Below are 23700 nucleotides of genomic sequence, written 5' to 3' on the forward strand. Positions count from 1 at the left end.
GCGGCGCGCGAGGCCGCGCTCAGGCCGGAGGCGTGAAGGCGTCGCGCGCGGCGGCGACGCTGGCCCGTACGACGCAGTCGTGCGCGTGGTCGTTCACCAGGCCCATCGCCTGCATGAACGAGAAGACCGTGGTCGGGCCGACGAACTTCCAGCCGCGCTTCTTGAGGTCCTTCGACAGGGCGATCGCGGTGGGCGAGGTGGTGAGCGTCTGCGGCTCGGGGATCTCGGCGGGGTCGGGCTCGTGACGCCAGACGAACGCCGCGAGCGAGCCCTCGGACTCGACCAGCTCGAGCGCGCGGGCGGCGTTGTTGATGGCCGCCTCGATCTTGCCGCGATGCCGCACGATGCCGGCGTCGGCCAGCATCCGCAGGACGTCGGACTCGTCGAAGCCGGCCACGGTGTCGAGGTCGAAGCCCGCGAACGCCGCGCGGAAGCTCTCGCGCTTGTCCAGGATCGTGCGCCACGACAGTCCGGACTGGAACCCCTCGAGGCAGAACTTCTCGAACAGCCGCACGTCGTCGGCGACGGGGAAGCCCCACTCGGTGTCGTGGTACTCCACGAAGCCGGGCGCGCCGCCCGCCCAGTCGCAGCGTGGCTGGCCGTCGGGGCCGAGGAAGGTCATGCGATCACCGCCGAGAAGCCGATCAGGAGGACAGCGAGGGAGACCTCGACCGAGGCGCCCACCGCATCGCCGATGATGCCACCCAGGCGACGCGCGACGTGGGCGACCAGCAGGAGGACCACGAGCAGCGTGGCCGCGACGGCGACGAGCCCCTGCGCCACGGTGGCGTCGGTGAGCCCCGTGACGGCCGCGCCGGCGACAGCGACGAGGAGCCAGACGGTCGCGAGTGCGAGGGGGCGCACGCTGCCGGCGAAGGTGGCGCCCATGCCGTCCTGGCGGGCTGCCGGCACTCCGTGTCGCAGGCCCACGGTCGCGCCCGCGCGGGCGAGGCACCACAGCACGCCGACGGCCACGAAGCCTCGCTCCCAGCACACGATCAGCGTGCCCGCGGCGGCGGCCTGCGCGAGCAGCACCAGGACGAGGGCGGCGGCTCCCGCGGGACCGACGTCGCCGGTGCGCGCGACGGTCAGCGCCCGCTCGCGGTCGTAGGAGGAGGCCAGCGCGTCGGTCGTGTCGGCGAGCCCATCGAGGTGGAACCCGCGGGTCGCCCAGGCCCCGGCGCCGATCGCGAGGGCGCCGACGACGAGCTGGTCCAGGCCGAGCTCGCGACCGCCCCACGCCACGAACGCCACGAGCAGGCCGACGGGAACGACCGCGAGCGGCGCGATCGCCACCGCGATGCCGGCGGTGCGGCGGTCGACCTGCCGCGGCGGCGGCACGGGCAGGGCACTGAAGGTGCCGACCGACAGCCGGACGGCGTCCCCGAGCCGGCTCACAGGATCTCGGAGAGCAGCGCCATGTCCGAGAGCAGCAGGGCGGCCGAGCGCACGAGCGGCACCGCGGTGACGGCGCCCGAGCCCTCGCCCAGGCGCATGCCGAGGTCGAGCAGTGGCTCGAGGCCGAGGTCCTTCAGGGCGTGCCACTGGGCGCCCTCGGTGGAGCGGTGACCAGCGGCGAGCCACGGGGCGACGCCCGGCGTCAGCCGCTCGGCCACGAGCGCGGCGGCCGTGGCGATCGCGCCGTCGAGCAGCACGGGGACACCGGCCTGCGCAGCCGCGCTGATGAAGCCGGCCTGGGCGGCGATGTCGGGGCTGCCGATCGCGCTCAGCAGGTCGATCGGGTCGCCCGTGCGGTCCTGCGCACGGCGCAGCGCCGTGTCGATGACCTCGGTCTTGACCCGCAGGCCCTCGTCGTCGATGCCGGTGCCGCGGCCGACGACCTCGACGGCCGGCAGACCCAGGACCGCGGCCGTGAGGACCGCGGCCGTGGTGGTGTCGCCGATTCCCATGTCACCGCCGATCAGCAGGTCGGCGCCGGCCGCGATCTCCTCGGCGGCGATCGCCGCGCCGGCCTCGACCGCGCGGCGCGCCTCGTCGAGGGTCATCGCGTCGGCGAGGTGGAACGGCTCGGTGCCGTGGCGGATCTTGTACGCGCCGATCGCGGGGTCGAGGTCGGGGAAGTCGCCGTCGACGCCGAGGTCGAGCACGCGCAGGTGCACGTCGTGCTGGCGGGCGAGGACCGAGGTGCCGGCCACGCCGGACGCGAACGCGCGCACCATCGCGCCGGTGACGGCCGACGGGTAGGCCGAGACACCGTGCGCCGCGACGCCGTGGTCGCCGGCGAAGACGACCGCCCTCACGTGCGACGGGGGAGCGGGCGTCGCCTCGCCGCGCACCGAGGACCACCAGACCGCCAGCTCGCCGAGCCTGCCGAGCGCCCCCGTGGGGATCGCCAGGGCGGCGAGGCGGTCACGAGCTGCGGTGCGTGCGTCCTGCGAGGGCGGGGTGATCATCTGCCCATTGTCCCGCCATCGCGACCAGGTCGTCCTCGAGGGTCAGCAGCCGGGACGTGGCCTCGCGATCGAGGCCGGCGGCCACGACGCGGTCGGTGGCGTCCTCGATCTGGGCGCGCGCGGCGGTTCCGGTCTCGGTGGCGGTGCCGTCGGGCGCGAGCCAGCCGCGGGTCACGAGTCCGGCGATCGCCTCGGCCCACTCCTGCTCGGTCCAGCCGCGCATCGTGCGCTGGTCGGCGAACCACGACCACCCGGTGGCGACGGCGAGCGCGTTCGAGGCCGCGCCACCCAGCCCCGCGGAGGTCAGGACCGCGAGGTGGCAGTCGCCGCGGTACTCGCGCAGCGCCGTGACGGACTGCCAGAAGTCGACGACGGGGTCGTCCGAGGCGGGCAGGCCGGCGTGAGCGGCGGCCAGGGGCTTGCCGGCCCAGTCGACGCCGTCCAGCACGCTGCGGGTCTTCGCGGCCAGGGCCGAGGCCTGGTCCGCGACGTTCGCGAGCAGGTCGCGCGCCAAGGAGTACCGGGCCTCGAGCACGCGGTCGCGGTCGGCGAGGCGCCACGCGTCGGGCAGCGCGCGTTCGACGAGGCGCGGCGCGAAGCCGTGGAAGGTCGCGATCACCAGCTCGGGGCCCGGCGTGCCGAGGGCGGCGGAGCGGCTGGCGAAGTAGCCCATCCAATAGCCCTTGAGGCCGATCGCCTCGTAGCGCGCCTTCGACTCGGGCGCGAAGTAGACGCCTCCGTGCAGGTTCTCGATCGCCGACCAGAGGGCTCGTGAGGTCATGGGCCCGACCCTAGCGGCGCGTCGATTCGGGATCCGGGGGCGACAGACGCCGAGTTTCAGATACCATCGGTATGCGAATACCGAAGGAGCCAGCCGTGTCCCAGACGAGAGTGAGCCGGGCCGAGCGTCAGCAGCAGACGCGCGAACGCCTCATCGAGGTGGCCACCGAGATGTTCCTCGACGTCGGGTACTCCGGCACGTCGCTGGACAAGGTGGCCGTCGAGGCCGGCTTCTCCAAGGGTGCGGTCTACTCCAACTTCGCCGGCAAGGAAGAGCTCTGCATGGCGGCGCTCGACACGATCCACGCCGAGAAGATCCGCCTCGTGCACCAGATGTTCACCGAGGACACGTCGATCGAGACGCGCCTCAAGAGCTTCGTCGAGTGGTCGCGATCGGGTCTGGGCGAGCCGCGCTGGACGGCGCTCGAGGTGGAGTTCGCCGCCGTCGCGCGGCACAACCCCTGGGTCGCGTCCGAGCTGGTGAAGCGTCACCGCGAGGTGCGTCGGCTCATCGCCCAGCTGATCTCGGCGACCGTGGAGGACGCCGGCCTGGAGACGACGGTGCCGGTCGAGCACGTGGCCACGGCCCTGTTGGCGCTCGGCGCGGGTCTGGGCGGCCTGCGCGCGCTCGACCCGAAGGTCGACATGGACGTGTTCGGTGACGTGCTCGCCGGACTGGTCAGGCCCCGGAGGGACCCGGCGGCTCAGTAGCCGCCGTTGGCCGTGAACCGCTCGAGGCTGGCCTTGATCTCGGCCTCGGCCTGTTCGCGGCCGACCCACTCGGACCCCTCCTCGACGGACTTGCCGGGCTCGAGGTCCTTGTAGCTGGTGAAGAAGTGCTCGATCTCCTGCAGGTCGAAGTCCGACACGTCGGTGACGTCCTGCAGGTGGTCGTGGCGCGGGTCGCCCGCGGGGACGCACAGGATCTTGTCGTCGCCGCCGGCCTCGTCGGTCATCTTGAACATGCCGATCGCGCGGCACTCGATGACGCAGCCGGGGAAGGTCGGGAAGGGCAGGATGACCAGCGCGTCCAGCGGGTCGCCGTCGTTGCCGAGGGTGTTGTCGATGAAGCCGTAGTCGGCCGGGTACTGCATCGACGTGAAGAGCGTGCGGTCCAGCCGGATGCGGTGGGTCTTGTGGTCGAGCTCGTACTTGTTCCGCTCGCCCTTGGGGATCTCCACGGTGACGTCAAAGAACACGGTTCCTCCGGCTTGGTCTTGATGGGTGTCACATAGTCTGACGCACGTGACGGCCCGTGGTCCCCGCAGGGGGGAGAGAGTGCATGCGGCCTGGGTGCTGCCGCTGCTCGTGCTCGTGACGCTGGCGTCGATCACCTGGCTGTACGTCCGCGGCGACCTGAACCCCATCTTGTGCGACGGGCCGTGCGGACCGCAATTCGTGACCGCCCCCGTGGGCCTGGAGCCCGCCTCGCCGGACCCCGCGCGGGCGGCCTCGGTCGGCTCGGGTCCGATCACGGCGGGCGAGCTGGAGGCCGCGGTGGCGGGTCCGCTCCGCTCCGACGCGCTCGGCGGCCGCACCAGCCTGGTCGCCCTCGACGCGCGCGACGGCACGGTGCTGGCCGACGAGTCCGACGGAGCCCACGTCCCGGCCTCCACGACCAAGGTCCTCACGGCGGTCGGCGCCCTGGCCGAGCTCGGCCCCGACGCCACCTTCACCACCTCGGTCGTGCGCGACGGCAGCCGGCTCGTCCTGGTCGGCGGCGGCGACCCCTACCTGAGCGACGTCCGGACGAAGGGCTCACCGGTCGAGCGCGCCGACCTCGCCACCCTGGCCGCGGCCACGGCGAAGCAGGTCGGCGACCAGCAGGTCAGCCTCGGCTACGACGTCTCCTTGTTCTCCGGCCCGTCCGTGAGCCCGGCGTGGGAGGACGGCTACGTCGGCGCGGTCGTCGCGCCGGTCAGCCCGCTGTGGATCGACCGCGGCCGCGTCGGCGCCGCCCGCTCCACCGATCCGGCCGGCGACGCCGCGCGCCGCTTCGCCGAGCTGCTGCGGGCGCGCGGGGTCGACGTGACGGGCGAGCCGCAGCAGGCCGAGGCGCCCGCGGACGCGACGCGCGTGGCCGCCGTCCGCAGCGCCCGGCTCTCGCGCATCGTCGAGCAGTTCCTCGCCGACTCCGACAACGAGGTCGCCGAGGTGCTGCTGCGTCAGGCCGCGATCGCGGCGGGGGAGCCCGGCTCGTTCGCCGGGGGTGCGAAGGTGGTGAGCCAGGTCCTGCGGCAGGCGGGCGTGACGACGGAGGGACTCGTGCTGTACGACGGCAGCGGCCTGTCGCGCAAGAACCGCATCGCGGCGCGCACCCTGGCCGAGACGATGGTCGAGGTGGCGGCGACCCCTCGCCTGGGGTCGGTGCTGAGCGGCCTGCCCGTCGGCGGCTTCAGCGGCACCCTCGAGAACCGCTACGACCGCGCCGGCGACGCACGGGGTCGCATCCGGGCGAAGACCGGCACGCTCACGGGCGTCCACTCCCTCGCCGGGGTGGTCACCCTCTCGGGCGGGCGGCCCGTGGCGTTCGCGCTGATGGCCGACGACACCGAGCAGGTCAACCCGTTCGAGACCCAGGCCGCACTCGACCGCGTGACGGTCGCGATGGCCGACTGCGCCTGCGGGGCCCGCTGATGGCGCGCCTCGTCGACCGCCTCCCGTCGGGCACCACCGACGACGTCGACGCCGTCCACGAGGCGATCCTGCAGTGGGTCGAGGACCGCGGACTGACCCTCTACCCGGCGCAGGACGAGGCGATCCTCGAGATGGTCGCCGGCTCGAACGTCGTCCTCGCCACCCCCACCGGCTCGGGCAAGAGCCTCGTCGCCACCGCCGCGATGGGCGCCGCTCTCGCCCGTGGCGAGTGCAGCGTCTACACCGCGCCGATCAAGGCGCTCGTGAGCGAGAAGTTCTTCGACCTGTGCGAGATCTTCGGCGCCGAGAACGTCGGCATGGTCACGGGCGACGCCGCGGTCAACGCCGACGCCCCGATCATCGCCGCCACGGCCGAGATCCTCGCGAACATGGCGCTGCGCGAGGGCGCGGACGCCGACATCGGCCTCGTCGTGATGGACGAGTTCCACTTCTACGCCGACCCCGAGCGCGGCTGGGCCTGGCAGGTGCCGCTCATCGAGCTGCCGCGCGCGCAGTTCCTCCTGATGTCCGCCACGCTCGGCGACACCACGCGCCTCGAGGCCGACCTCGCCCGCCGCACCGGCCGCGAGACCGTCGCGGTCACGTCGGTCGAGCGACCCGTCCCGCTCGTCAGCGAGTACGTCACGACGCCCGTGCACGAGACGCTCGAGCAGCTCGTCGAGACGCACCAGACACCGGTCTACGTCGTGCACTTCTCACAGGCCGCCGCGCTCGAGCGGGCGCAGGCGCTCACCAGCGCCAAGGTCGCCACGCGCGCCGAGCGCGACGCGATCGCCGAGGCGCTCGGCGACTTCCGCTTCACCTCGGCGTTCGGCAAGACGCTCTCGCGGCTGATCCGCATGGGGATCGGCGTGCACCACGCGGGCATGCTGCCGCGCTACCGCCGCCTCGTCGAGACCCTCACGCAGCAGGGACTGCTCAAGGTCGTGTGCGGCACCGACACGCTCGGCGTCGGCATCAACGTGCCGATCCGCACGGTGCTGTTCAGCGGGCTGAGCAAGTACGACGGCACCCGTCAGCGCCACCTCCAGGTGCGCGAGTTCCAGCAGATCGCCGGCCGTGCCGGGCGGGCCGGGTTCGACACCGTCGGCCACGTGGTCGTCGAGGCGCCCGAGCACGAGATCGAGAACGCCAAGCTCGTGCGCAAGGCCGGCGACGACCCGAAGAAGCTCAAGCGCATCCAGCGCAAGAAGCCCCCCGAGGGGTTCGTCTCGTGGGGCCACGGCACGTTCGAGCGCCTCGTCAACGGCACGCCCGAGGCGCTGCACTCGCGGATGAAGGTCAGCCACGCGATGGTCCTCGACGTCATCACCCGGCCCGGTGACGCGCGGGCCGCCCTGGAGCACCTCGTGCGCGAGAGCGGCGAGACCGAGGAGTCACAGGAGCGGCTGCTCGCGCAGGTCGACCACATCATCGAGGCGCTGCTGGCCGGCGAGGTCGTCGAGCGGATCGACCCGCCCGACGCCGAGGGCCGCACGCTGCGCCTCACCGTCGACCTGCAGGCCAACTTCGCGCTCAACCAGCCGCTCTCGCCGTTCGCGGTGGCCGCCTTCGACCTGCTCGACCGCGAGTCGCCCACCTACGCGCTCGACGTCGTCTCGGTGGTCGAGTCCACGCTCGACGACCCGCGCCCCATCATCAGCGCCCAGCGCTTCCGCGCCCGCGGCGAGGCCGTCGCCGAGATGAAGATGGACGGCATCGAGTACGACGAGCGGATGGAGCTCCTCGAGGACGTCGAGCACCCGCAGCCGCTGCGCGACCTGCTCGAGGCCGCCTACGAGATGTACCGCCAGGGGCACCCGTGGGTCGCCGACCACGAGCTGCGGCCGAAGTCGGTCGTGCGCGAGATGTGGGAGCGGGCGATGACCTTCTCCGAGCTCATCGCCGACTACCGTCTCGCGCGGTCCGAGGGCCTCGTCCTGCGGTACCTCTCCGACGTCTACAAGACCCTGGTCCGCACCGTGCCCACGGCGGTCCGCGACGACGAGCTGACCGACCTCACCGAGTGGCTCGGCGAGCTCGTGCGCCAGACCGACTCGAGCCTGCTCGACGAGTGGGAGCAGCTCATCGCGCCCGGGGAGGACCCGGCCGACGTGCGTCCGCAGGCCACCGGCGCCGAGACGCCGCGCCCCCTCACCGCCAACGCCCGCGCGTTCCGCGTCCTCGTCCGCAACGCGATGTTCCGCAGGGTCGAGCTGGCCGCCTTCGGCCGCTGGGAGGCCCTCGGCGAGCTCGACGCCGAGGACGGCTGGGACGCGCTCGCCTGGCGCGAGGCGATGCTCGGCTACCGGGAGGAGTACGAGGAGCTCGGCACCGGCCCGTCGGCCCGCGGGCCCGAGCTGTTCATGGTCGAGGACGACAGCACCCGCACGTGGAAGGTGCGCCAGGTCTTCGAGGACCCCGAGGGCGACCGCGACTGGGGCATCGCCGCCGAGGTCGACCTCGACGCCTCCGACGAGCAGGGCGAGCCCGTCGTGCGCGTCCTCGACGTCGGCCCCCGCTGACCCTCCGCGCCCTACCCCCTCCCCACTCTTGGAGCGGGATGCACCGTCTGTCGCCGGATTCACGTGGATCCCGTTCCGAAAGTGAGGGCGGGCCGGGCGAGGGCCCAGGCCGTAGGTTGGACGCCATGATCGACTGGAACGTCGCGCGCTCCACGGCCCGGCGCCTCATGCGGCCCGGACCCGACCTGAGCCCGGCCGAGGTCGAGGACGTCGTCGCCGAGCTCCGCGAGGCCTCGCGCATCGCCGAGGGGCCCGTGCGCGAGTTCACCGGGCTCGTCCCGGCGTACCCCACGCCCGTGCTCGTGGTCGACCGTCCGCGCTGGGCCGACGCGAACCTCGCCGCGTTCGAGGTCCTCATGGGTCCCTTCGACGAGAAGCTGGCGGCGGCGGGCAAGATGCCCACCGGGATCCCGCGTGCGGTCGGCGGACGCGTCACCGGCGCCGAGCTCGGCGCGATCGTGGCGTTCCTCGGCGGCAAGGTGCTCGGCCAGTTCGATCCGTTCGCCGAGGGCGAGCACGGCCCCGGCCGACTCCTGCTGGTGGCTCCCAACGTCGTGCACGTCGAGCGCGAGCTCGGCGTCGACCCCACCGACTTCCGCCGCTGGGTGTGCCTCCACGAGGAGACGCACCGCGCGCAGTTCACGGCCGTGCCCTGGATGCGCGACCACATGCTGGCCCAGGTGGCCCGGCTCATGGACGCCACCGACGTGGGCGGGGGAGCCGTCACCGACATGCTCTCCGAGGCGTTGCCCGAGCTCGTGCGCATCGTCCGCGGCGAGTCCGACAAGTCGCTCTCCGACCTGTTCCAGAACGAGCAGCAGCGCGAGGTCATCGACGGTCTCACGGGCCTCATGTCCCTGCTCGAGGGCCACGCGGACGTGGTGATGGACGACATCGGTCCCGAGGTCGTGCCGAGCGTCGCCGAGATCCGCCGCAAGTTCACGAAGCGCCGTGGCTCGGGCTCGGCCCTGTCGAAGGTGCTGCGCCGCCTGCTCGGCTACGAGGCCAAGATGCGCCAGTACAGCGACGGCGCCAAGTTCGTGCGCGCCGTCACCGACCAGGTCGGCAAGGACGGCTTCGACGCGGTGTGGGCCGACGCCGCCGACCTGCCCACCCGGGCCGAGATCGTCGACCCGAAATCGTGGGTCTCCCGCGTCCACGGCTGAGACGCTGGGTCGGTGAGACCACCCGAAGGTGAGGACCGACCGACGAGCCGCCTCGACGCGCTCGTGGCGCGGGCGCGCCGGCTCGTCGAGCCGCACCTCGCGCCCGGTGCGGTCGTCGCGGTCTCGGGCGGTGCCGACTCGCTCGCGCTGGCCGCGGTCGCCGGGTTCTTCGTGCGCCGCCGCGGGGTGGACGCGCGCGCGGTGGTCGTCGACCACGGCCTCCAGGACGGGTCGGCGGAGGTCGCGTCCCGCGCCGCCGCGCAGTGCGAGGCCCTCGGCCTGTCCGCCACGGTGTGCCGCGTCGAGGTCCGCGACCTCGGCAGCGGACCCGAGGACGCCGCCCGCGTGGCTCGCCATCGGGCCCTGCACGCGGAGGCTGACGGGGCTCCGATCCTGCTCGCCCACACGCTCGACGACCAGGCCGAGTCGGTCCTGCTGGGACTCGCCCGCGGCTCGGGGCCGCGATCGATCGACGGGATGCGGCCCGGCAGCGGAGCCCTGCGCCGCCCGTTCCTCGCGCTGCGTCGCGCCGAGACCGAGCGGATCTGCGCGCTGCACGACGTCGAGCCGTGGCACGACCCGCACAACGACGACCCCGCCTACCGCCGCGTGCGGGTGCGCCGCGAGCTGCTGCCGCTGATGGAGGAGGTGCTCGGCGGGGGAGTGGCCGAGGCGCTCGCCCGCACGGCCGACCTCGTGCGCGCCGACGCCGACCTGCTCGACGCGATGGCCTGCGACGAGGCGCCGCCGTCGGGCGCGATCGACGACGTGACGGCGTTCGCCGACCTCGACCCGGCGGTGCGGATGCGCGTCTGGCGACGCCTCGCTGTGGCCGCGGGCGCCGCGGCGGGCGAGCTCTCGCACGCGCACACCCGGGCCCTCGACGGCCTGCTCGACGCCCGCGGCGGCACGCGCATCGAGCTCCCGGGTCACGTCACCGCCGTGCGCGACGGTCGCGGGGTCCGGTTCCTCGACGCACGATGAGGCCTTTCGCCCCGCTGGGGTGCCCGAATGCCTCATCGTTCGTCCCGGCCACCAGGCGACGCCCGATGTCGTCCCTTGTGGCACGCTGACACCGTGGACACCTCGCACGTCGAAGCCGACCTCGACCTGACCCAGACGCTCTTCACCGAGGAGCAGATCAAGGAGAGGCTGGCCGAGCTGGCCCGGCGGATCGAGACCGACTACGAGGGCCGCGAGATCCTGCTCGTCGGCGTGCTGAAGGGCGCGGTCATGGTGATGGCCGACCTCGCGCGCGAGCTGAACCGCCACGTCGAGATCGACTGGATGGCCGTCTCGTCCTACGCCGGCACCAAGTCGTCGGGCGTCGTGCGGATCCTCAAGGACCTCGACACCGACCTCGAGGGACGCCACGTCCTCATCGTCGAGGACATCATCGACACCGGCCTCACCCTGTCGTGGCTCGTGGCCAACCTGAAGTCCCGCGGCCCCGCGTCGGTCGAGATCGCCACGTTGCTGCGCAAGCCCGAGGCCCTCGAGATGCCGGTCGACGTCAAGTACGTCGGCTTCGACATCCCGAACGCGTTCGTCATCGGCTACGGACTGGACTACGACGAGAAGTACCGGAATTTGCGCAGCATCGGCACACTGGCTGAGCACATGTACTCCTGAGCACGTGGCTGAGAGCACCGGACGGAACCAGACCTGCATGAACGACGAGGCGGCATGAACATCAAGAGCGTGTTCAAGGGACCGTGGCTGTGGATCATCCTGATCGCCGGCGTGGTCATCGGCGTCCTGACGTTCTCCGGCTCGGCCGACGGCTACCGCGAGGTCAAGACCGCCACGATGGTGGGCTACTTCGACGACGCGAAGGTCAAGGAGGTCACCTTCGTCGACGGTGACCAGGAGATCCGCGCCACCCTGAAGGGTGACAAGGAGGACAAGGTCAAGGCCACCTGGCTCGGCCAGGACCAGGGCTCGCAGCTCGTCACGCAGGCCCAGGAGCTCGTCAACGACGACAAGATGACCTCCTACAACGTCAAGGTCCCGCCGAAGAACACGCTCCTCTCGGTGCTGCTGAGCTTCCTGCCGTTCGTCATCTTCATCCTCATCTTCCTGTGGCTGATGAACTCGATGCAGGGCGGCGGAGGCCGCGTCATGCAGTTCGCCAAGTCCAAGGCGAAGCTGATGACCAAGGACACCCCGCAGACCACGTTCGCCGACGTCGCCGGCTGCGACGAGGCCATCGAGGAGCTCGGCGAGATCAAGGAGTTCCTCCAGGAGCCCGCCAAGTTCCAGGCCGTCGGCGCGAAGATCCCCAAGGGCGTGCTGCTCTACGGTCCTCCCGGCACCGGCAAGACCCTGCTGGCGCGCGCCGTCGCGGGCGAGGCCGGCGTGCCGTTCTACTCGATCTCCGGCTCGGACTTCGTCGAGATGTTCGTCGGCGTCGGCGCCAGCCGCGTGCGCGACCTGTTCGAGCAGGCGAAGGACAACGCCCCGGCGATCGTCTTCATCGACGAGATCGACGCCGTCGGCCGTCACCGCGGCACCGGCATGGGCGGCGGTCACGACGAGCGCGAGCAGACCCTCAACCAGCTGCTCGTCGAGATGGACGGCTTCGACGTGCGCGGCGGCGTCATCCTCATCGCGGCCACCAACCGTCCCGACGTGCTCGACCCGGCGCTGCTGCGCCCCGGTCGCTTCGACCGCCAGATCGCCGTCGAGGCGCCCGACCTGGCCGGACGCACCCAGATCCTGAAGGTCCACGCCCGGGGCAAGCCGATCGCGCCCGGCGTCGACCTCGAGGCCGTCGCCCGCCGCACCCCCGGCTTCAGCGGCGCCGACCTGGCCAACGTGCTCAACGAGGCCGCGCTGCTCACGGCGCGCAGCTCGGCCACCACGATCGACGACGCCTCCCTCGACGAGGCGATCGACCGCGTGATCTCGGGCCCGCAGAAGCGCACGCGCCTCATGAACGAGCACGAGCGGCTCGTCACCGCCTACCACGAGGGCGGGCACGCCCTGGTGGCCGCGGCGCTGCCGCAGAGCGACCCCGTGCACAAGATCACGATCCTGCCGCGTGGTCGCGCCCTGGGCTACACGATGGTGCTGCCCGACGAGGACAAGTACAGCCAGACCCGCGCCGAGCTGCTCGACAAGCTGGCCTACATGCTCGGTGGCCGTGCCGCCGAGGAGCTCGTGTTCCACAACCCCACCACGGGTGCGGGCAACGACATCGAGAAGGCCACCAGCCTGGCCCGCGCGATGGTCACGCAGTACGGCATGAGCGAGCGCATCGGCGCCGTCCGCTTCGGCGAGGACAACGGCCAGCCGTTCCTCGGTCGCGACATCGGCCACTCGCGCAACTACTCCGAGGAGATCGCCGCGACGATCGACGACGAGATCTCCGCCCTCATCGCGCACGCCCACCAGGAGGCGTTCGACATCCTCGTGGAGAACCGCGAGGTCCTCGACACGCTGGTGCGCGAGCTGATGGAGAAGGAGACGCTCGACAAGGCCCAGGTCGCCCGCATCTTCGAGGCCCTCACCATGCGCGAGATCCGTCCCGCGTGGACCGGCTCCGAGAACCGCCTGCCGTCGACGCAGCCGCCCATCGTCGTGCCGGCACGCAACGGCTCACACGCCGATGCCGGGCCCGAGGACGGTATCGTCGTCGGACCGGACTCCGGCTCGGACGCGCCTCCCGCCGACCAGCCGCAGCCGGGCGAGTCACCCACGAACTGAGGAGCGGCCGTGTCCGTCGACCAGCCCCGAGCCGAGGCAGCCGTCCGCGAGCTGCTCGCGGCCATCGGAGAGGACCCCGACCGCGACGGCCTCGAGGACACCCCCGCGCGCGTCGCGCGGTCGTACGCCGAGCTGCTGCGCGGGTACGACCAGGACGCCAAGGAGGTGCTCTCGGCCGTCTTCGAGGTCGGTCACCGCGAGCTCGTCCTCGTCCGCGACATCGAGCTGTGGAGTATGTGCGAGCACCACATGGTGCCCTTCTTCGGCGTCGCGCACATCGGCTACATCCCCGGCGAGACCGGCCACGTCACGGGCCTGTCGAAGCTGGCGCGGCTCGTCGACGTCTACGCCCGCCGCCTGCAGGTGCAGGAGCGCCTCACCACGCAGGTCGCCGAGGCGATGGTCGACGTCCTCGACCCCGAGGGCGTCATCGTGGTCGTCGAGGCCGAGCACCTGTGCATGACGATGCGGGGCGTCGCCAAGGCCGGCGCCCGCACCATCACCAGTGCCGTGCGGGGCCAGCTGCTCGACCCCGCCACGCGCGCCGAGGCGATGAACCTCATCACCCGGTGAGCTCCCCATGGTGACGCCCCCGATCCCCGGCCTGCCGCAGGACCGGTGCGTCGTGATGGGCGTCGTCAACGTCACGCCGGACTCGTTCTCCGACGGCGGCCGGTGGTTCGACCCCGGCGCCGCCGTCGAGCACGGGCTCGACCTCGTCCGCCGCGGGGCGGATCTCGTCGACGTGGGCGGCGAGTCCACGCGCCCGGGCGCCCTGCCGGTCGACCGCGACGAGGAGCTGCGCCGGGTCGTGCCCGTCGTGCGCCGTCTGGCCGACGCGGGGGTCGTCGTCTCGGTCGACACCATGTGGGCCGAGACCGCGCGCCAGTCGATCGAGGCGGGCGCCGCGATCGTCAACGACGTCTCGGGCGGCCGCGCCGACCCGCAGATGGTGCCCCTCGTGGCCGATGCCGAGGTGCCGTTCGTCGTGATGCACTGGCGCGCCCACTCCGACCGCATGCAGCAGCACACCGACTACACCGACGTGATCGAGGACGTCGTGGGCGAGCTGCGCGAGCAGTACGCCGCCGTCTGCGAGGCCGGCGTCGACCCCGAGCGCGTGATCCTCGACCCGGGCCTGGGCTTCAGCAAGACCGGCGACCAGAACTGGACGCTGCTCGCGCACCTCGACCGCTTCACCGACCTCGGCCGGCCCCTGCTCGTCGCGGCCAGCCGCAAGGGCTTCCTCGGCGCGCTGCTGGCGGACTCCGTCGGTCCGCGCCCGGTCGACGGTCGCGAGGACGCCACGGCCGCCCTGAGCACCCTCGCGGCGCTGTCCGGCGCGTGGGGCGTGCGCGTCCACGACCCCCGCCCGAGCGCCGATGCCGTCCGCGTGGCCGCCCGGCTGCGCAGCGAGGCCGGCCGTGGCTGACGTCCTCGCGGCCCACCGCGCCTTCTACGACGCGATCGAGACGGGCGACGTCGACCTCATGGCCTCGCTGTGGGTCGACGACGTCGCCACCACCTGCGTGCACCCCGGCGCGCAGCCGCTGAGCGGCACCGGCCCGATCCTGCGGTCGTGGACCGTCCTGATGGCGGGCGTCGGGTACATCCAGTTCTTCCTGACCGACGTCGAGGTCACGCTGCTGCCGGCCACCGACCCCACCACCGCGGTCGTGGTGTGCACCGAGAACATCCTGTCCGACGCGGGCTCGGTCGAGTCGTTCAACGGCGGCAAGGCCGTCGCCACGAGCGTGCTCGTCCGCGATGCGGGACGCTGGCGGTTCTTCGCGCGGCACGCCTCGCCGCTGATCGAACCGGAGGACGCATGACCGAGCACCAGGGCGACCGCATCGAGCTGCGCGGCCTGTCCGCCGTCGGCCACCACGGCGTGTTCGACCACGAACGACGCGACGGACAGACCTTCGTGGTCGACCTCGTGCTGTCGGTCGACCTGCAGCCCGCCGCCGAGTCCGGCGACCTGACGCGCACCGTGCACTACGGCGAACTCGCCGAGCAGGTCCACGCGATCATCACGGGCGACCCCGTGGATCTCATCGAGACGTTGGCCCTCCGTATAGTGAGGGCGTGTCTGGGCCACGAGCCCGTCCGCTGGGTCAGCGTGACGGTGCACAAGCCCGAGGCGCCGATCGAGGTGGCGTTCACTGACGTCACCGTGACGATGGAGCGGAGCAAGCTGTGACCGAAGCACCCACGCCGTACGAACTCGACGCCGACACGATGACCGGGGGCATGCGACCCATCCGTCAGGCCGTCCTGTCGATCGGCTCGAACCTCGGCGATCGTGCCGGCCGCCTGCAGGGCGCCGTCTCGGCGCTGGAGGACACCCCCGAGGTGACCGTCGTCGCGATCTCGTCGGTCTACGAGACCGAGCCCGTCGGCGCGCCCGAGGGCTCCGGAGCGTTCCTCAACGCCGTGGTGCTGATCGACACGACCCTCACGGTCCACACGCTGCTCGACCGCGCGCTGGCGATCGAGGACGCGTTCGAGCGCGAGCGCAGCGAGCCGGGCGCCCCGCGCACCCTCGACGTCGACATCATCGTCGTGGGCGACCGCATCGCCAACGACGACTCCCTCGTGCTGCCGCACCCGCGGGCCCACGAGCGCGGCTTCGTGCTCGTGCCGTGGCTCGAGATCGACCCCGAGGGCGAGATCCCCGGGCACGGCTTCGTCGCCGACCTCCTGTCCGGCATCGACACCTCGGGCGTCACCAAGCGCGAGGACGTCGAGATCATCCTGTGACGTCCCGATGAGGAAGGCCCGGCGCAGCTCGCCGCTCTACGTCGCGTTGCTCGTCGCGTCGGGTCTCGTGGTCGGCCGGCTGCTGCCGCCGCTGGCCGTCCGCCTCGACGGCACGTCGCCGCCCGTCCCCGGCTGGGGCGCCGCGATCGTCCTGCTCTGCGGGGCCATCGCCGTCGGCGCCCTCGCGTGGGGCACGTGGCAGCGCCTGCACCGCGACAAGCGCCGCTTCACCGCCCACCACGCCATACGACTCGTCGCGCTGGCCAAGGCCGCGGTCCTCGTCGGCGGCGTCTTCACGGGCGGCTACGCGGGCTACGCACTGGCCTACCTGGGCTCGTCCACCGAGCTCGGCGAGCTGCGCTTCTGGCGTGCCGCTGCCGCCGCCGGTGCAGCGTTGCTGCTGCTCGTCGCCGCCTTGTGCCTGGAGTGGGCCTGCCGCCTCCCGTCGGGCGACGACGAGGAGACCACCTCCGAGGTCGGTCCCTCACCCGCCTGAGCCTTCGTCCGTCTGGAGGAGCGGTGACTGGTCAACCGAACGGTGCCCTCATTCGGTTGAGTGCTCACCGCCGAGGCGAGCGAGGGGTTGAGGACTCACCGCCGACGCCAGAACCTGCGCGGCGGCGGCACGTCGTGCTGCCACGTGGCGTTGCGCCAGGTCAGCAGGAGCCGCTCGTGGGCGCCCTTGGGCGCTCGTGCGGCGCTGATCGTGAAGGTGGCGCCGTCGCGCTGCACCGAGGTGGTGAGCTCGGCCGGGGCGTCGTCGCCCTGCTGCCAGACCTGCCAGCGCAGCGTGACCTCACCGAGATCGCCGTCGCCGTCGACCTCGAGCCGGGCCGTGCGGCCGTCGAACGTGGCCGTCACACCCCGTAGGCGCACGCGCGAGTCCTTGCGGGCGAGCGCGTCGCGCGCGACCTCGGCCCAGTCGGCCAGGAACGACTCGTGTCCGTGCGCGATGGCCCCGGCGCGGGCGCGGGGGCGCATCGACTCGAGCCGCTCGCGGTCGGCCAGCAGGTCGAGGGTGGCGTGGGCCAGGCGGGCGGCGTCGCCCGGCGGCACCAGCACGCCGTCGACGCCCGACTCGATCTGCTCGGCCGGGCCGTACGGCACGTCGAACGCCAGCACGGGGCACTCGCGCATGCGCGCCTCGAGGATGAACAGCCCGTAGCCCTCGAAGCGGCTCGTGAGCCACGCGAGGTCGGCCTCCCAGAGCCGCTCGGCCGCGTCCGCGACGTGCCCGTGGAAGACCACGCGGTCGGTCACGTCGCGCTTCGCGGCACGGGCGCGCAGCGCCTCCTCCTCGTCGCCGTCGCCGTAGATCTCCAGCGTGGCGGTGGGGTGGCGCGGCGCCACGAGCGCGAAGGCGTCGATCGCGCGGTCGAGCTGCTTCTGCGGGTGCAGCCGCGCGATGACGACGATCCGCCCGGGCACGCGGGCGGGCGCGGGCGACGGCGGCTCCACGGCCTCCACCGGGTTGGCCACCACGTGGAACTGCGGGAGGTCGCCGAAGCGCAGCCGCAGGTCGTGGCGCTGGCGCTCGGTGAGGGTGTTGATCGCGTCGAACCGGTCGACGTGCTCCAGCGACGAGGCGTACGAGGGCTCCAGCGGGGAGTCCCAGCGCCGGTCGCCGCGCAGGTGTGGGTTGTGCATCTGGTGCATGAGCACGAAGCGCGGGTCGTCCAGCAGGCCGAGCTCCTCGGCCACGAAACGGCTGTCGCTCACGAGGAAGACCGCGCCGCCGGACGGCGCCAGCTGACGGGTCCACCAGCGCCACAGCGCGCCGAGCCCGTCGCCCGCCAGGACGACGCGGCCGTCGCGGTCGAGCACGCGGGTGTCGCCGGCCATGACGTCAGGCGGGGTGAAGGCGTAGGTCGTGCCGTCGGGGCGCAGGTACTCCCACGTGGTCTCGGTGCCGTCGGCGTCGAGGTGACGGCGGCGCCACACGTAGCCGTCCTCGGCGTCGTCCTCGGTCCGGGCGGGCGCGGGCACGGTGGCAGCCTCGACCGCGGGCAGCGCGCCCAGGTCGCGCTCGCGGAGGTCCTCGTGGAGGTTGAGCAGCCGGCTCTCGGGCAGCAGCAGCCCGTCGGCGCGCAGGCCCGCGCGGATCGGCTCGTACGACGGCACGGGGTTGTAGGTCAGGATCGGGAAGTCGAGTCCGGCGGCGAGGAAGAGCCGGTGGCGCAGCAGCACCATCCGGGTCTGGCCGCCGGCGCCGAGCCGCACGTTGCCCACGACCGAGAACCAGGCTCCGTCGGGGAAGGCCGCGGCGGGCGCGCCCGGTGCTGCAGGGGAAGGCGACACGCGGCGAGCGTATAGCATCGACGCCGTCCGGGATGTTCGTCGAAGGCGTAGGTGACATGGGCAGGCTGCGGTCGCTCTCGCGGCGGGTGCTGGACCTCGCGACGGGTCCGGCGAAGCCCCTCGACGTGCTCGCGAAGGAGCTGCCGCCGCTCGTGCGCCGGCTGCCGAAGGACGTCGACGGCAGCGTGGAGGCAGACCTCCTCGCCCGGCTCCCCGAGCTCCTCCACGGCGTCGACCGCACGCAGCTCGTGCGCCGGCTGCCGTCGTGGGCGAAGGTCGCGCTGCACCACCTCGAGCACGACGACCTCGACGCCCTGCACGCCGCGCTGAACCTCGGACTGACCGACGTCCGTCAGTTCGCCGCGGGCGTGCACGAGGGCGAGCCCGTCGCCCACCTGCCCGGCTGGGACGACCCGAGCATCCCGCGCGAGGCGTTCGTGCTGGCCGACTCCGAGACCCGGTTCGCCGGCGAGGTCGTCCGGTCGCGCGTCGTCGGCGACCGCTTCGAGGCCGTGTTCCGGGCCGGCTTCGCGCACATCGACGTCCCGGGCGCCGTTCCCGAGCTGACCGTCCTCACGCCGGGCGTCCGCGCCGAGTGGACGGGGGAGACCTCCGGACACCGCGGCGGCGCCGCGACCTGGCGCGAGACCTACGACCGCAGCACCTGGGCCGTCGACGTGGCGCTCTCGCGGCTCGGTCCCGAGCAGGCGCTCGAGGTCGAGGTGGAGGTCCGGCTCGCCGGCCGCACCGCCACCGGTCGAGTGGGCCTCGTCGCCGCGCCCGACCCGATCGGACCGGCCGTCGACACGATCTCGCTGGAGCGCGGCACGATCGTCGTCAACGGCCGCGGCCTCGATGCCGCGCCGACGCTGGAGTCCGCGTCGGTGACGCTGGAGGCCACCGAGTTCGCTCGCCTCGGCTCGAGCTTCCGGGCCGTCTTCCCGGCCACCGCCGAGCGCTGGGGCCGTGGCGCCCTGCCGCTGCCCGTCGGCGACTACGCCGTCGTGTCCCAGGGCGACGCGCTGCCGCTCTCGGCCGACCTCGCCGGCTGGCCCACCGACCTCGAGGACGGACCTCTCGTCGGCCACACCACCGACGTGGGTCTGCGCCTCATCAAGCCGCGGCAGCGCGACGAGAACGCGATGTACGGGCAGCGCGACCTGCGCGAGGCCTACGCGGCGCTCGAGGTCGACGTGGACGCCCGCGCCGCGATGTTCCAGTGCTACTGGGCCGAGGTCGCCACCGACAGCCAGGCCGCGATCCACCGCGAGCTGCACCGCCGCGACCCGCGGATGCGGCTCTACTGGGGCGCGGTCGACCACTCCGTGCCGCTGCCCGAGGGCGCCAAGCGCGTGGTGGCCGGCACCCGCGAGTGGTACTCGGCGCTCGCCGCCTCGAAGTACCTCGTGAAGAACACCGAGGTCGGCACGTACACGCGCCTGCGGCCGGGCCAGGTCTACCTGCAGACCTTCCACGGCCAGCCCTTCAAGCGCATGGGACGGCCCGACTTCGCGCGCCGGATGGCGCCGTGGAAGGCGCAGTACGAGGCCACCGAGCGCCGCTCCGCCTACTGGCACGTGATCGCACTGCCCTATCCCGAGGCGGCGGAGTTCTACCGCGAGGCCTACGACTGGGAGGGGCCGGCGTTCGACCACGGTCTGCCGCGCACCGACTCGCTGCTGGCCGACGACGCCGACGAGGCGCGCCGCGCGACGCGCCGCCTGCTCGGCATCCGCGACGACCAAGTGGCGGTCCTGCACGCCACCACGTGGCGCGAGGACCTGTCGCGCGGCGACAACACGTCGGCCGATCCCGGCCTGCTCGACGTGAAGGCGCTCGCCGAGGAGCTCGGCGACGACGTCGTCGTGCTGCAGCGCAGCCACCATTCCGTCGCCCGGTCCGACCAGCGCCACGGCAGCGGGGGAGGCGTCGTCGACGTCACGGACCACCCCGAGATCAACGACCTCGTGCTGGCCTCCGACCTCGCGATCCTCGACTACTCGTCGGTGCGGTTCGACTACGCGATCACCGGCAAGCCGATGATCTTCTTCGTCCCCGACCTGGAGAAGTACGAGCAGGAGCTGCGCGGCTTCCTGTTCCCGTTCGAGGAGTCCGCACCCGGTCCGGTCGTGCGTGACTCCGGCGAGCTGGCGGCACTCGTGCGCGACACCGCGTGGAGCTCCGAGTACGCCGAGGCGTATGCCGCGTTCAACCAGCGGTTCAACCGGTTCCACGACGGGCACGCCGCCGAGCGCGCCGTCGACGGGCTGCTCGGGTGGGACGGGTGAGGCTGTTCCGCAAGGCGGCTCCCGAGCCGCTGCTGAGCGTGATCGTGCCGGTGTACGACGTCGAGGAGTACCTGGCGGAGTGCCTGGAGTCGATCCTCGAACAGCCGGAGGCGCCGTTCCAGGTCATCGTGGTCGACGACGGGTCGCCGGACGGCAGTGCGAAGATCGCGCGGAAGCACGCCCGCCGCGATGCTCGGGTGACGGTCGTGACCCGCCCGAACGGCGGCCTCAGTGCCGCGCGCATGACCGGCATCGAGCACGCCACGGCGCCGTACCTGACGTTCGTCGATTCCGACGACCGGGTGAACGCGATCGGTCTGTGGGAAGCACTGGACTCCTTGCAGAGGACGAGTGCGGACTATGCGCTGCTGCCGTACCAGCAGTTCCGCGACCTGGGATCCATCAGTCCCACGCCGCCCTGGGTCGCCGAGTTCTACGACGAGCGCACGAGCACCGTCGTCGCGCACGAGCACCCCGAGATCCTGGCGCAGGCGACGGCGTGGTCGAAGGTGTACCGCCGCAGCTTCTGGGACCGTGCCGGTCTGGCGTTCCGCGAGGGCGTCCTCTACGAGGACCAGGAGGTCACGGCGCGGGCGTTCGCGGCGGCCGATCGCATCGACCTCGTGCCGTACCCCACGTACCTCTGGCGGGTGCGGCCCGGCTCCATCACGCGTGAGGCCACCGAGCGGTCCATCGGCGCGTTCTTCGACGCGATCGCGTTGAGTCTCGATGCGCTCGACACTGTGCCCGGTGCCCGCGCCGCGCGCGCCTCGCAGGTCCTGTCGAACGACGTGCCGCGGTACCTCCGCACGCTCGCGAAGGTCGAGGACGAGGGGTATCGCGAGCGGCTGTTCCGCGGGGCGCTCGACCTGCTGGCGGAGCCGGACCTCGATCTCGCCGAGGCGCCGGCCGAGGCGCGGGTCGTCTACGCGCTGCTGCGGGCCGGACGCGCGTCCGACGTCGCGACGTTCGTCGAGCAAGGCGGGTTCGAGCTCGCCTCGCTCCGATCGGACGAGGTGGGTGGGGAGCCCGCGCTGGTCTTTCCCTTCACGGGCGACCCGGACGTGCCCGACGAGGCGCGTGTCCTGTCGCAGCGGCAGACGCCGCTCGACGCGACGATCCTGCGGGCGCACCTCGACGAGTCCGGCCTGCGCCTGAGGGTCGCCGCGTGGCTGCGCCATGTCGACGGCGATGCGCCGACGTGTCGTGCCTGGCTGCGCGACATCACGGGCTGGGAGCGCGAGTTCACCGTGGCGCCCTCCGCGGAGTTCATCGGCCATCGGGTCCGCACCACCCGCCGCAGCAACGAGGACAGCGTCTGGGATCTCGAACTGGAGCTGCCCGACCTCGACGACGTCGACTCGTCGGAGCTCGTGCTGGAGGTGACACATCGCGGACGAACGCGTCGAGAGGTCGTCACCCGGATCGATCCGACGGGCTCGGCCGCGATCCGCCAGCGGGCTGGCGACGTCGCTCTGACGGGCGAGGAGCCGTGGGCGCTGACGATCGACGAGGTCGTGCCGTGGGAGGGCGACCTGAGGGACCCGGCGGCGATCGAGGTCCCGGCCGAGATCGGCGAGCACGAGGTGCACGGCCTCGTCGACCAGTCGCTCGCGCTGCAGCTGCCGTGGGACGTCGAGCTGGAGGACCGGCAGGGGTACCTCGCGCTCGGCGGGCCGCGCCGGCTGAAGGTGGTCGTGCAGCCGCAGGTGCCGCGCGAGCAGCTGACCTCCTGGTGGCAGCGCGACCACGCATCGAGCTCGGATTGATGCTTGTTGTGTTGGGCCCAATGCGGTAGACTCAGAACAGCAGTTCGAGGGTCGTCGGGGGACGCGTGCATCGGGTGTTCGGTCAGATCGAGTCGGGGCCGCAGGCGCCCGACGCGGCGCTGGCGTGCGACCTGACCGAGCTCACCGCCGACGAGCTCGTCCGGCTGAATCGGCTGGCGCAGGACCTCGTGCGCAAGGCCACGGCGCTGGGGCTCGCGGCGATGGCCGAGGCCTCCCGCGCCGAGGCGCACCGTGCGGCCGGGGAGATCTCGATGGCCGCGCTCGTCGCCCGGGAGGCTGGGGTCTCGCGTCGCGAGGCGGCCCAGCAGGTCCGCCTGGCCCAGCAGCTCGAGACCGCGCCCGTGCTGCGCGAGGCCCTCGGTCGCGACGGAATGTCGGCCGACAAGGCCCGCATCGTCACCGACGCCCTCCAAGGCCTTCCGGCCGACCTCACCACCGACGAGCGGCGCGCCGTCGGGTCCGACCTCACCGCGGCCGCGCCCGACCTCCCACTCGAGCAGCTGCGCCGCAAGGCCCGCCGCGCGGTCGAGGTCGTCGACGTGCGCCGCGCCGACGCGATCGAGAACCAGCTCCTCGACCGCGAGGAGCGCCAGCAGGCCGCCGAGGCCTCGTTCTGGATGACCCGACCCGATCCCGCCACCGGCCTGGTCAAGGGCGGCTTCGAGGTCGACGCCGTCACGGGCGACCTCCTGCGCTCCCTCATGGACTCCGCCACGGCGCCCCGCAAGCAGGACGGCGTCATCGATCGTCGGCGCGCCCAGGGCGAGGCGTTCGTCCGGCTCGTGCGCCACCTGCCGAAGGACGGCTTCGGCAACCACGGCGGCGTGCCGGCCACGCTCGTCGTCACGGTCGACGAGGCCAGCCTGCGAGGCGCCACCGACCGTGCCGGGGTCACCGAGTACGGCACGGCCGTCTCCGCCGGCCAGCTCCGTCGCCTCGCCTGCGACGCGGGCATCCTGCGCCTGGTGCTGAGCGGCGAGTCCCAGGTCCTCGACCTCGGGCGCGAGGAGCGGCTCCACTCCGTCGCCCAGCGACGGGCACTGGCGCAGCGCGACCTCGGCTGTGCCTTCCCCGGCTGCGACCGGTCACCCGGCTGGTGCGAGAGCCACCACCTCGTGCCGTGGTCACGCGGCGGTCCCACCACCGTCGACGACGGGGTGCTGCTCTGCTCACGCCACCACCACGAGGTGCACGACCGCGACTGGGATCTCCGACTCCATCCCACCGACCAGATCGTCGAGTTTCGCCGGCGTCCCGGCGAGCCCTGGCGACGCAACCACCACTACCGACCCCTGAGCCTCACCGGGTGACCCGACCCGCGCCCACCGATC

At 72.7% G+C, this 23700-nt stretch carries 22 protein-coding genes; 16 read left to right on the forward strand and 6 right to left on the reverse strand.

Features of this window, described 5'->3' with window-relative positions; genetic code table 11:
* Positions 1-19: 19 nt before the first annotated feature.
* From ACGWYL_RS07745 to ACGWYL_RS07760, 4 genes are read right to left on the reverse strand one after another with little or no spacing between them, the layout of a single operon-like run.
* Positions 20-622, reverse strand: coding sequence for a DNA-3-methyladenine glycosylase I (locus tag ACGWYL_RS07745; RefSeq protein WP_395486866.1), 603 nt, complete (start codon positions 620-622; stop codon positions 20-22).
* The gene (locus ACGWYL_RS07750; RefSeq protein WP_395486867.1) at positions 619-1398 is read right to left on the reverse strand and encodes an adenosylcobinamide-GDP ribazoletransferase; all 780 of its coding nucleotides are present in this window, start codon (positions 1396-1398) and stop codon (positions 619-621) included. The genes ACGWYL_RS07745 and ACGWYL_RS07750 overlap by 4 nt, the downstream gene beginning before the upstream one ends.
* The gene (gene cobT / locus ACGWYL_RS07755) at positions 1395-2414 is read right to left on the reverse strand and encodes a nicotinate-nucleotide--dimethylbenzimidazole phosphoribosyltransferase (protein WP_395486868.1); all 1020 of its coding nucleotides are present in this window, start codon (positions 2412-2414) and stop codon (positions 1395-1397) included. The genes ACGWYL_RS07750 and cobT overlap by 4 nt, the downstream gene beginning before the upstream one ends.
* Positions 2371-3195, reverse strand: a complete 825-nt coding sequence (locus tag ACGWYL_RS07760) for a hypothetical protein (protein WP_179426635.1) — start codon at positions 3193-3195, stop codon at positions 2371-2373. Before ACGWYL_RS07760 ends, cobT begins: the two co-directional genes overlap by 44 nt.
* A 95-nt stretch (positions 3196-3290) precedes the next feature.
* Here ACGWYL_RS07760 and ACGWYL_RS07765 point away from each other — a divergent pair, with 95 nt between their 5' ends.
* The gene (locus tag ACGWYL_RS07765) at positions 3291-3905 is read left to right on the forward strand and encodes a TetR/AcrR family transcriptional regulator (protein ID WP_269305154.1); all 615 of its coding nucleotides are present in this window, start codon (positions 3291-3293) and stop codon (positions 3903-3905) included.
* Here the strand turns inward: ACGWYL_RS07765 and ACGWYL_RS07770 are convergent.
* Positions 3899-4393, reverse strand: a complete 495-nt coding sequence (locus tag ACGWYL_RS07770) for an inorganic diphosphatase (protein ID WP_179426633.1) — start codon at positions 4391-4393, stop codon at positions 3899-3901. The genes ACGWYL_RS07765 and ACGWYL_RS07770 overlap by 7 nt on opposite strands.
* 79 nt (positions 4394-4472) lie before the next feature.
* On the opposite strand from ACGWYL_RS07770, the gene dacB reads away from it, so the two are divergent.
* From dacB to ACGWYL_RS07830, 12 genes are all read left to right on the forward strand, one after another.
* On the forward strand, positions 4473-5831 hold the full coding sequence (gene dacB / locus ACGWYL_RS07775; RefSeq protein ID WP_395486869.1) for a D-alanyl-D-alanine carboxypeptidase/D-alanyl-D-alanine-endopeptidase: 1359 nt from the start codon (positions 4473-4475) through the stop codon (positions 5829-5831).
* Positions 5831-8356, forward strand: a complete 2526-nt coding sequence (locus tag ACGWYL_RS07780; RefSeq protein WP_179426629.1) for an RNA helicase — start codon at positions 5831-5833, stop codon at positions 8354-8356. The genes dacB and ACGWYL_RS07780 overlap by 1 nt, the downstream gene beginning before the upstream one ends.
* Before the next feature lie 125 nt (positions 8357-8481).
* Entirely contained in the window at positions 8482-9522 is a 1041-nt protein-coding gene (locus ACGWYL_RS07785; RefSeq protein WP_395486870.1) for a zinc-dependent metalloprotease, read from the forward strand.
* Between the two features lie 12 nt (positions 9523-9534).
* The gene (gene tilS / locus ACGWYL_RS07790; RefSeq protein ID WP_395486871.1) at positions 9535-10506 is read left to right on the forward strand and encodes a tRNA lysidine(34) synthetase TilS; all 972 of its coding nucleotides are present in this window, start codon (positions 9535-9537) and stop codon (positions 10504-10506) included.
* A 93-nt stretch (positions 10507-10599) separates the two neighbouring features.
* On the forward strand, positions 10600-11154 hold the full coding sequence (gene hpt / locus ACGWYL_RS07795; RefSeq protein WP_269305161.1) for a hypoxanthine phosphoribosyltransferase: 555 nt from the start codon (positions 10600-10602) through the stop codon (positions 11152-11154).
* A gap of 54 nt (positions 11155-11208) precedes the next feature.
* Positions 11209-13230: an ATP-dependent zinc metalloprotease FtsH gene (gene ftsH, locus ACGWYL_RS07800; protein WP_179426623.1), complete on the forward strand. Its 2022-nt coding sequence runs from the start codon at positions 11209-11211 to the stop codon at positions 13228-13230.
* A 9-nt stretch (positions 13231-13239) separates the two neighbouring features.
* Entirely contained in the window at positions 13240-13803 is a 564-nt protein-coding gene (gene folE, locus ACGWYL_RS07805) for a GTP cyclohydrolase I FolE (RefSeq protein ID WP_269305164.1), read from the forward strand.
* A gap of 7 nt (positions 13804-13810) precedes the next feature.
* The gene (gene folP / locus ACGWYL_RS07810; RefSeq protein WP_395486872.1) at positions 13811-14662 is read left to right on the forward strand and encodes a dihydropteroate synthase; all 852 of its coding nucleotides are present in this window, start codon (positions 13811-13813) and stop codon (positions 14660-14662) included.
* Positions 14655-15062 (forward strand): nuclear transport factor 2 family protein, encoded by a 408-nt coding sequence (locus tag ACGWYL_RS07815; protein WP_179426619.1) that lies wholly within the window; start codon positions 14655-14657, stop codon positions 15060-15062. The genes folP and ACGWYL_RS07815 overlap by 8 nt, the downstream gene beginning before the upstream one ends.
* Complete coding sequence (folB, locus tag ACGWYL_RS07820) at positions 15059-15433, forward strand: dihydroneopterin aldolase (protein WP_179426617.1); 375 nt, start codon at positions 15059-15061, stop codon at positions 15431-15433. Before ACGWYL_RS07815 ends, folB begins: the two co-directional genes overlap by 4 nt.
* Positions 15430-15993: a 2-amino-4-hydroxy-6-hydroxymethyldihydropteridine diphosphokinase gene (gene folK / locus ACGWYL_RS07825; protein ID WP_179426615.1), complete on the forward strand. Its 564-nt coding sequence runs from the start codon at positions 15430-15432 to the stop codon at positions 15991-15993. Before folB ends, folK begins: the two co-directional genes overlap by 4 nt.
* A 7-nt stretch (positions 15994-16000) precedes the next feature.
* Positions 16001-16489 carry a DUF3180 domain-containing protein gene (locus ACGWYL_RS07830; protein ID WP_179426613.1) on the forward strand — a complete coding sequence of 163 codons (489 nt, stop codon included), beginning with the start codon at positions 16001-16003 and terminating at the stop codon, positions 16487-16489.
* A gap of 95 nt (positions 16490-16584) precedes the next feature.
* Here the strand turns inward: ACGWYL_RS07830 and ACGWYL_RS07835 are convergent, their stop codons facing one another.
* The gene (locus ACGWYL_RS07835; protein ID WP_395486873.1) at positions 16585-18291 is read right to left on the reverse strand and encodes a glycosyltransferase; all 1707 of its coding nucleotides are present in this window, start codon (positions 18289-18291) and stop codon (positions 16585-16587) included.
* 56 nt (positions 18292-18347) lie between these two features.
* Here ACGWYL_RS07835 and ACGWYL_RS07840 point away from each other — a divergent pair, with 56 nt between their 5' ends.
* The 3 genes from ACGWYL_RS07840 to ACGWYL_RS07850 all read left to right on the forward strand — a co-directional run bounded on the left by ACGWYL_RS07840 (position 18348) and on the right by ACGWYL_RS07850 (position 23679).
* Positions 18348-20579, forward strand: coding sequence for a CDP-glycerol glycerophosphotransferase family protein (locus tag ACGWYL_RS07840; protein WP_395486874.1), 2232 nt, complete (start codon positions 18348-18350; stop codon positions 20577-20579).
* Positions 20576-22348: a glycosyltransferase gene (locus ACGWYL_RS07845; protein ID WP_395486875.1), complete on the forward strand. Its 1773-nt coding sequence runs from the start codon at positions 20576-20578 to the stop codon at positions 22346-22348. The genes ACGWYL_RS07840 and ACGWYL_RS07845 overlap by 4 nt, the downstream gene beginning before the upstream one ends.
* A 65-nt stretch (positions 22349-22413) precedes the next feature.
* Positions 22414-23679, forward strand: coding sequence for a DUF222 domain-containing protein (locus ACGWYL_RS07850; protein ID WP_395486876.1), 1266 nt, complete (start codon positions 22414-22416; stop codon positions 23677-23679).
* Positions 23680-23700 lie beyond the last annotated feature (21 nt).

Source organism: Aeromicrobium sp. JJY06, from assembly GCF_044069275.1.
Classification (GTDB): domain Bacteria; phylum Actinomycetota; class Actinomycetes; order Propionibacteriales; family Nocardioidaceae; genus Aeromicrobium; species Aeromicrobium tamlense.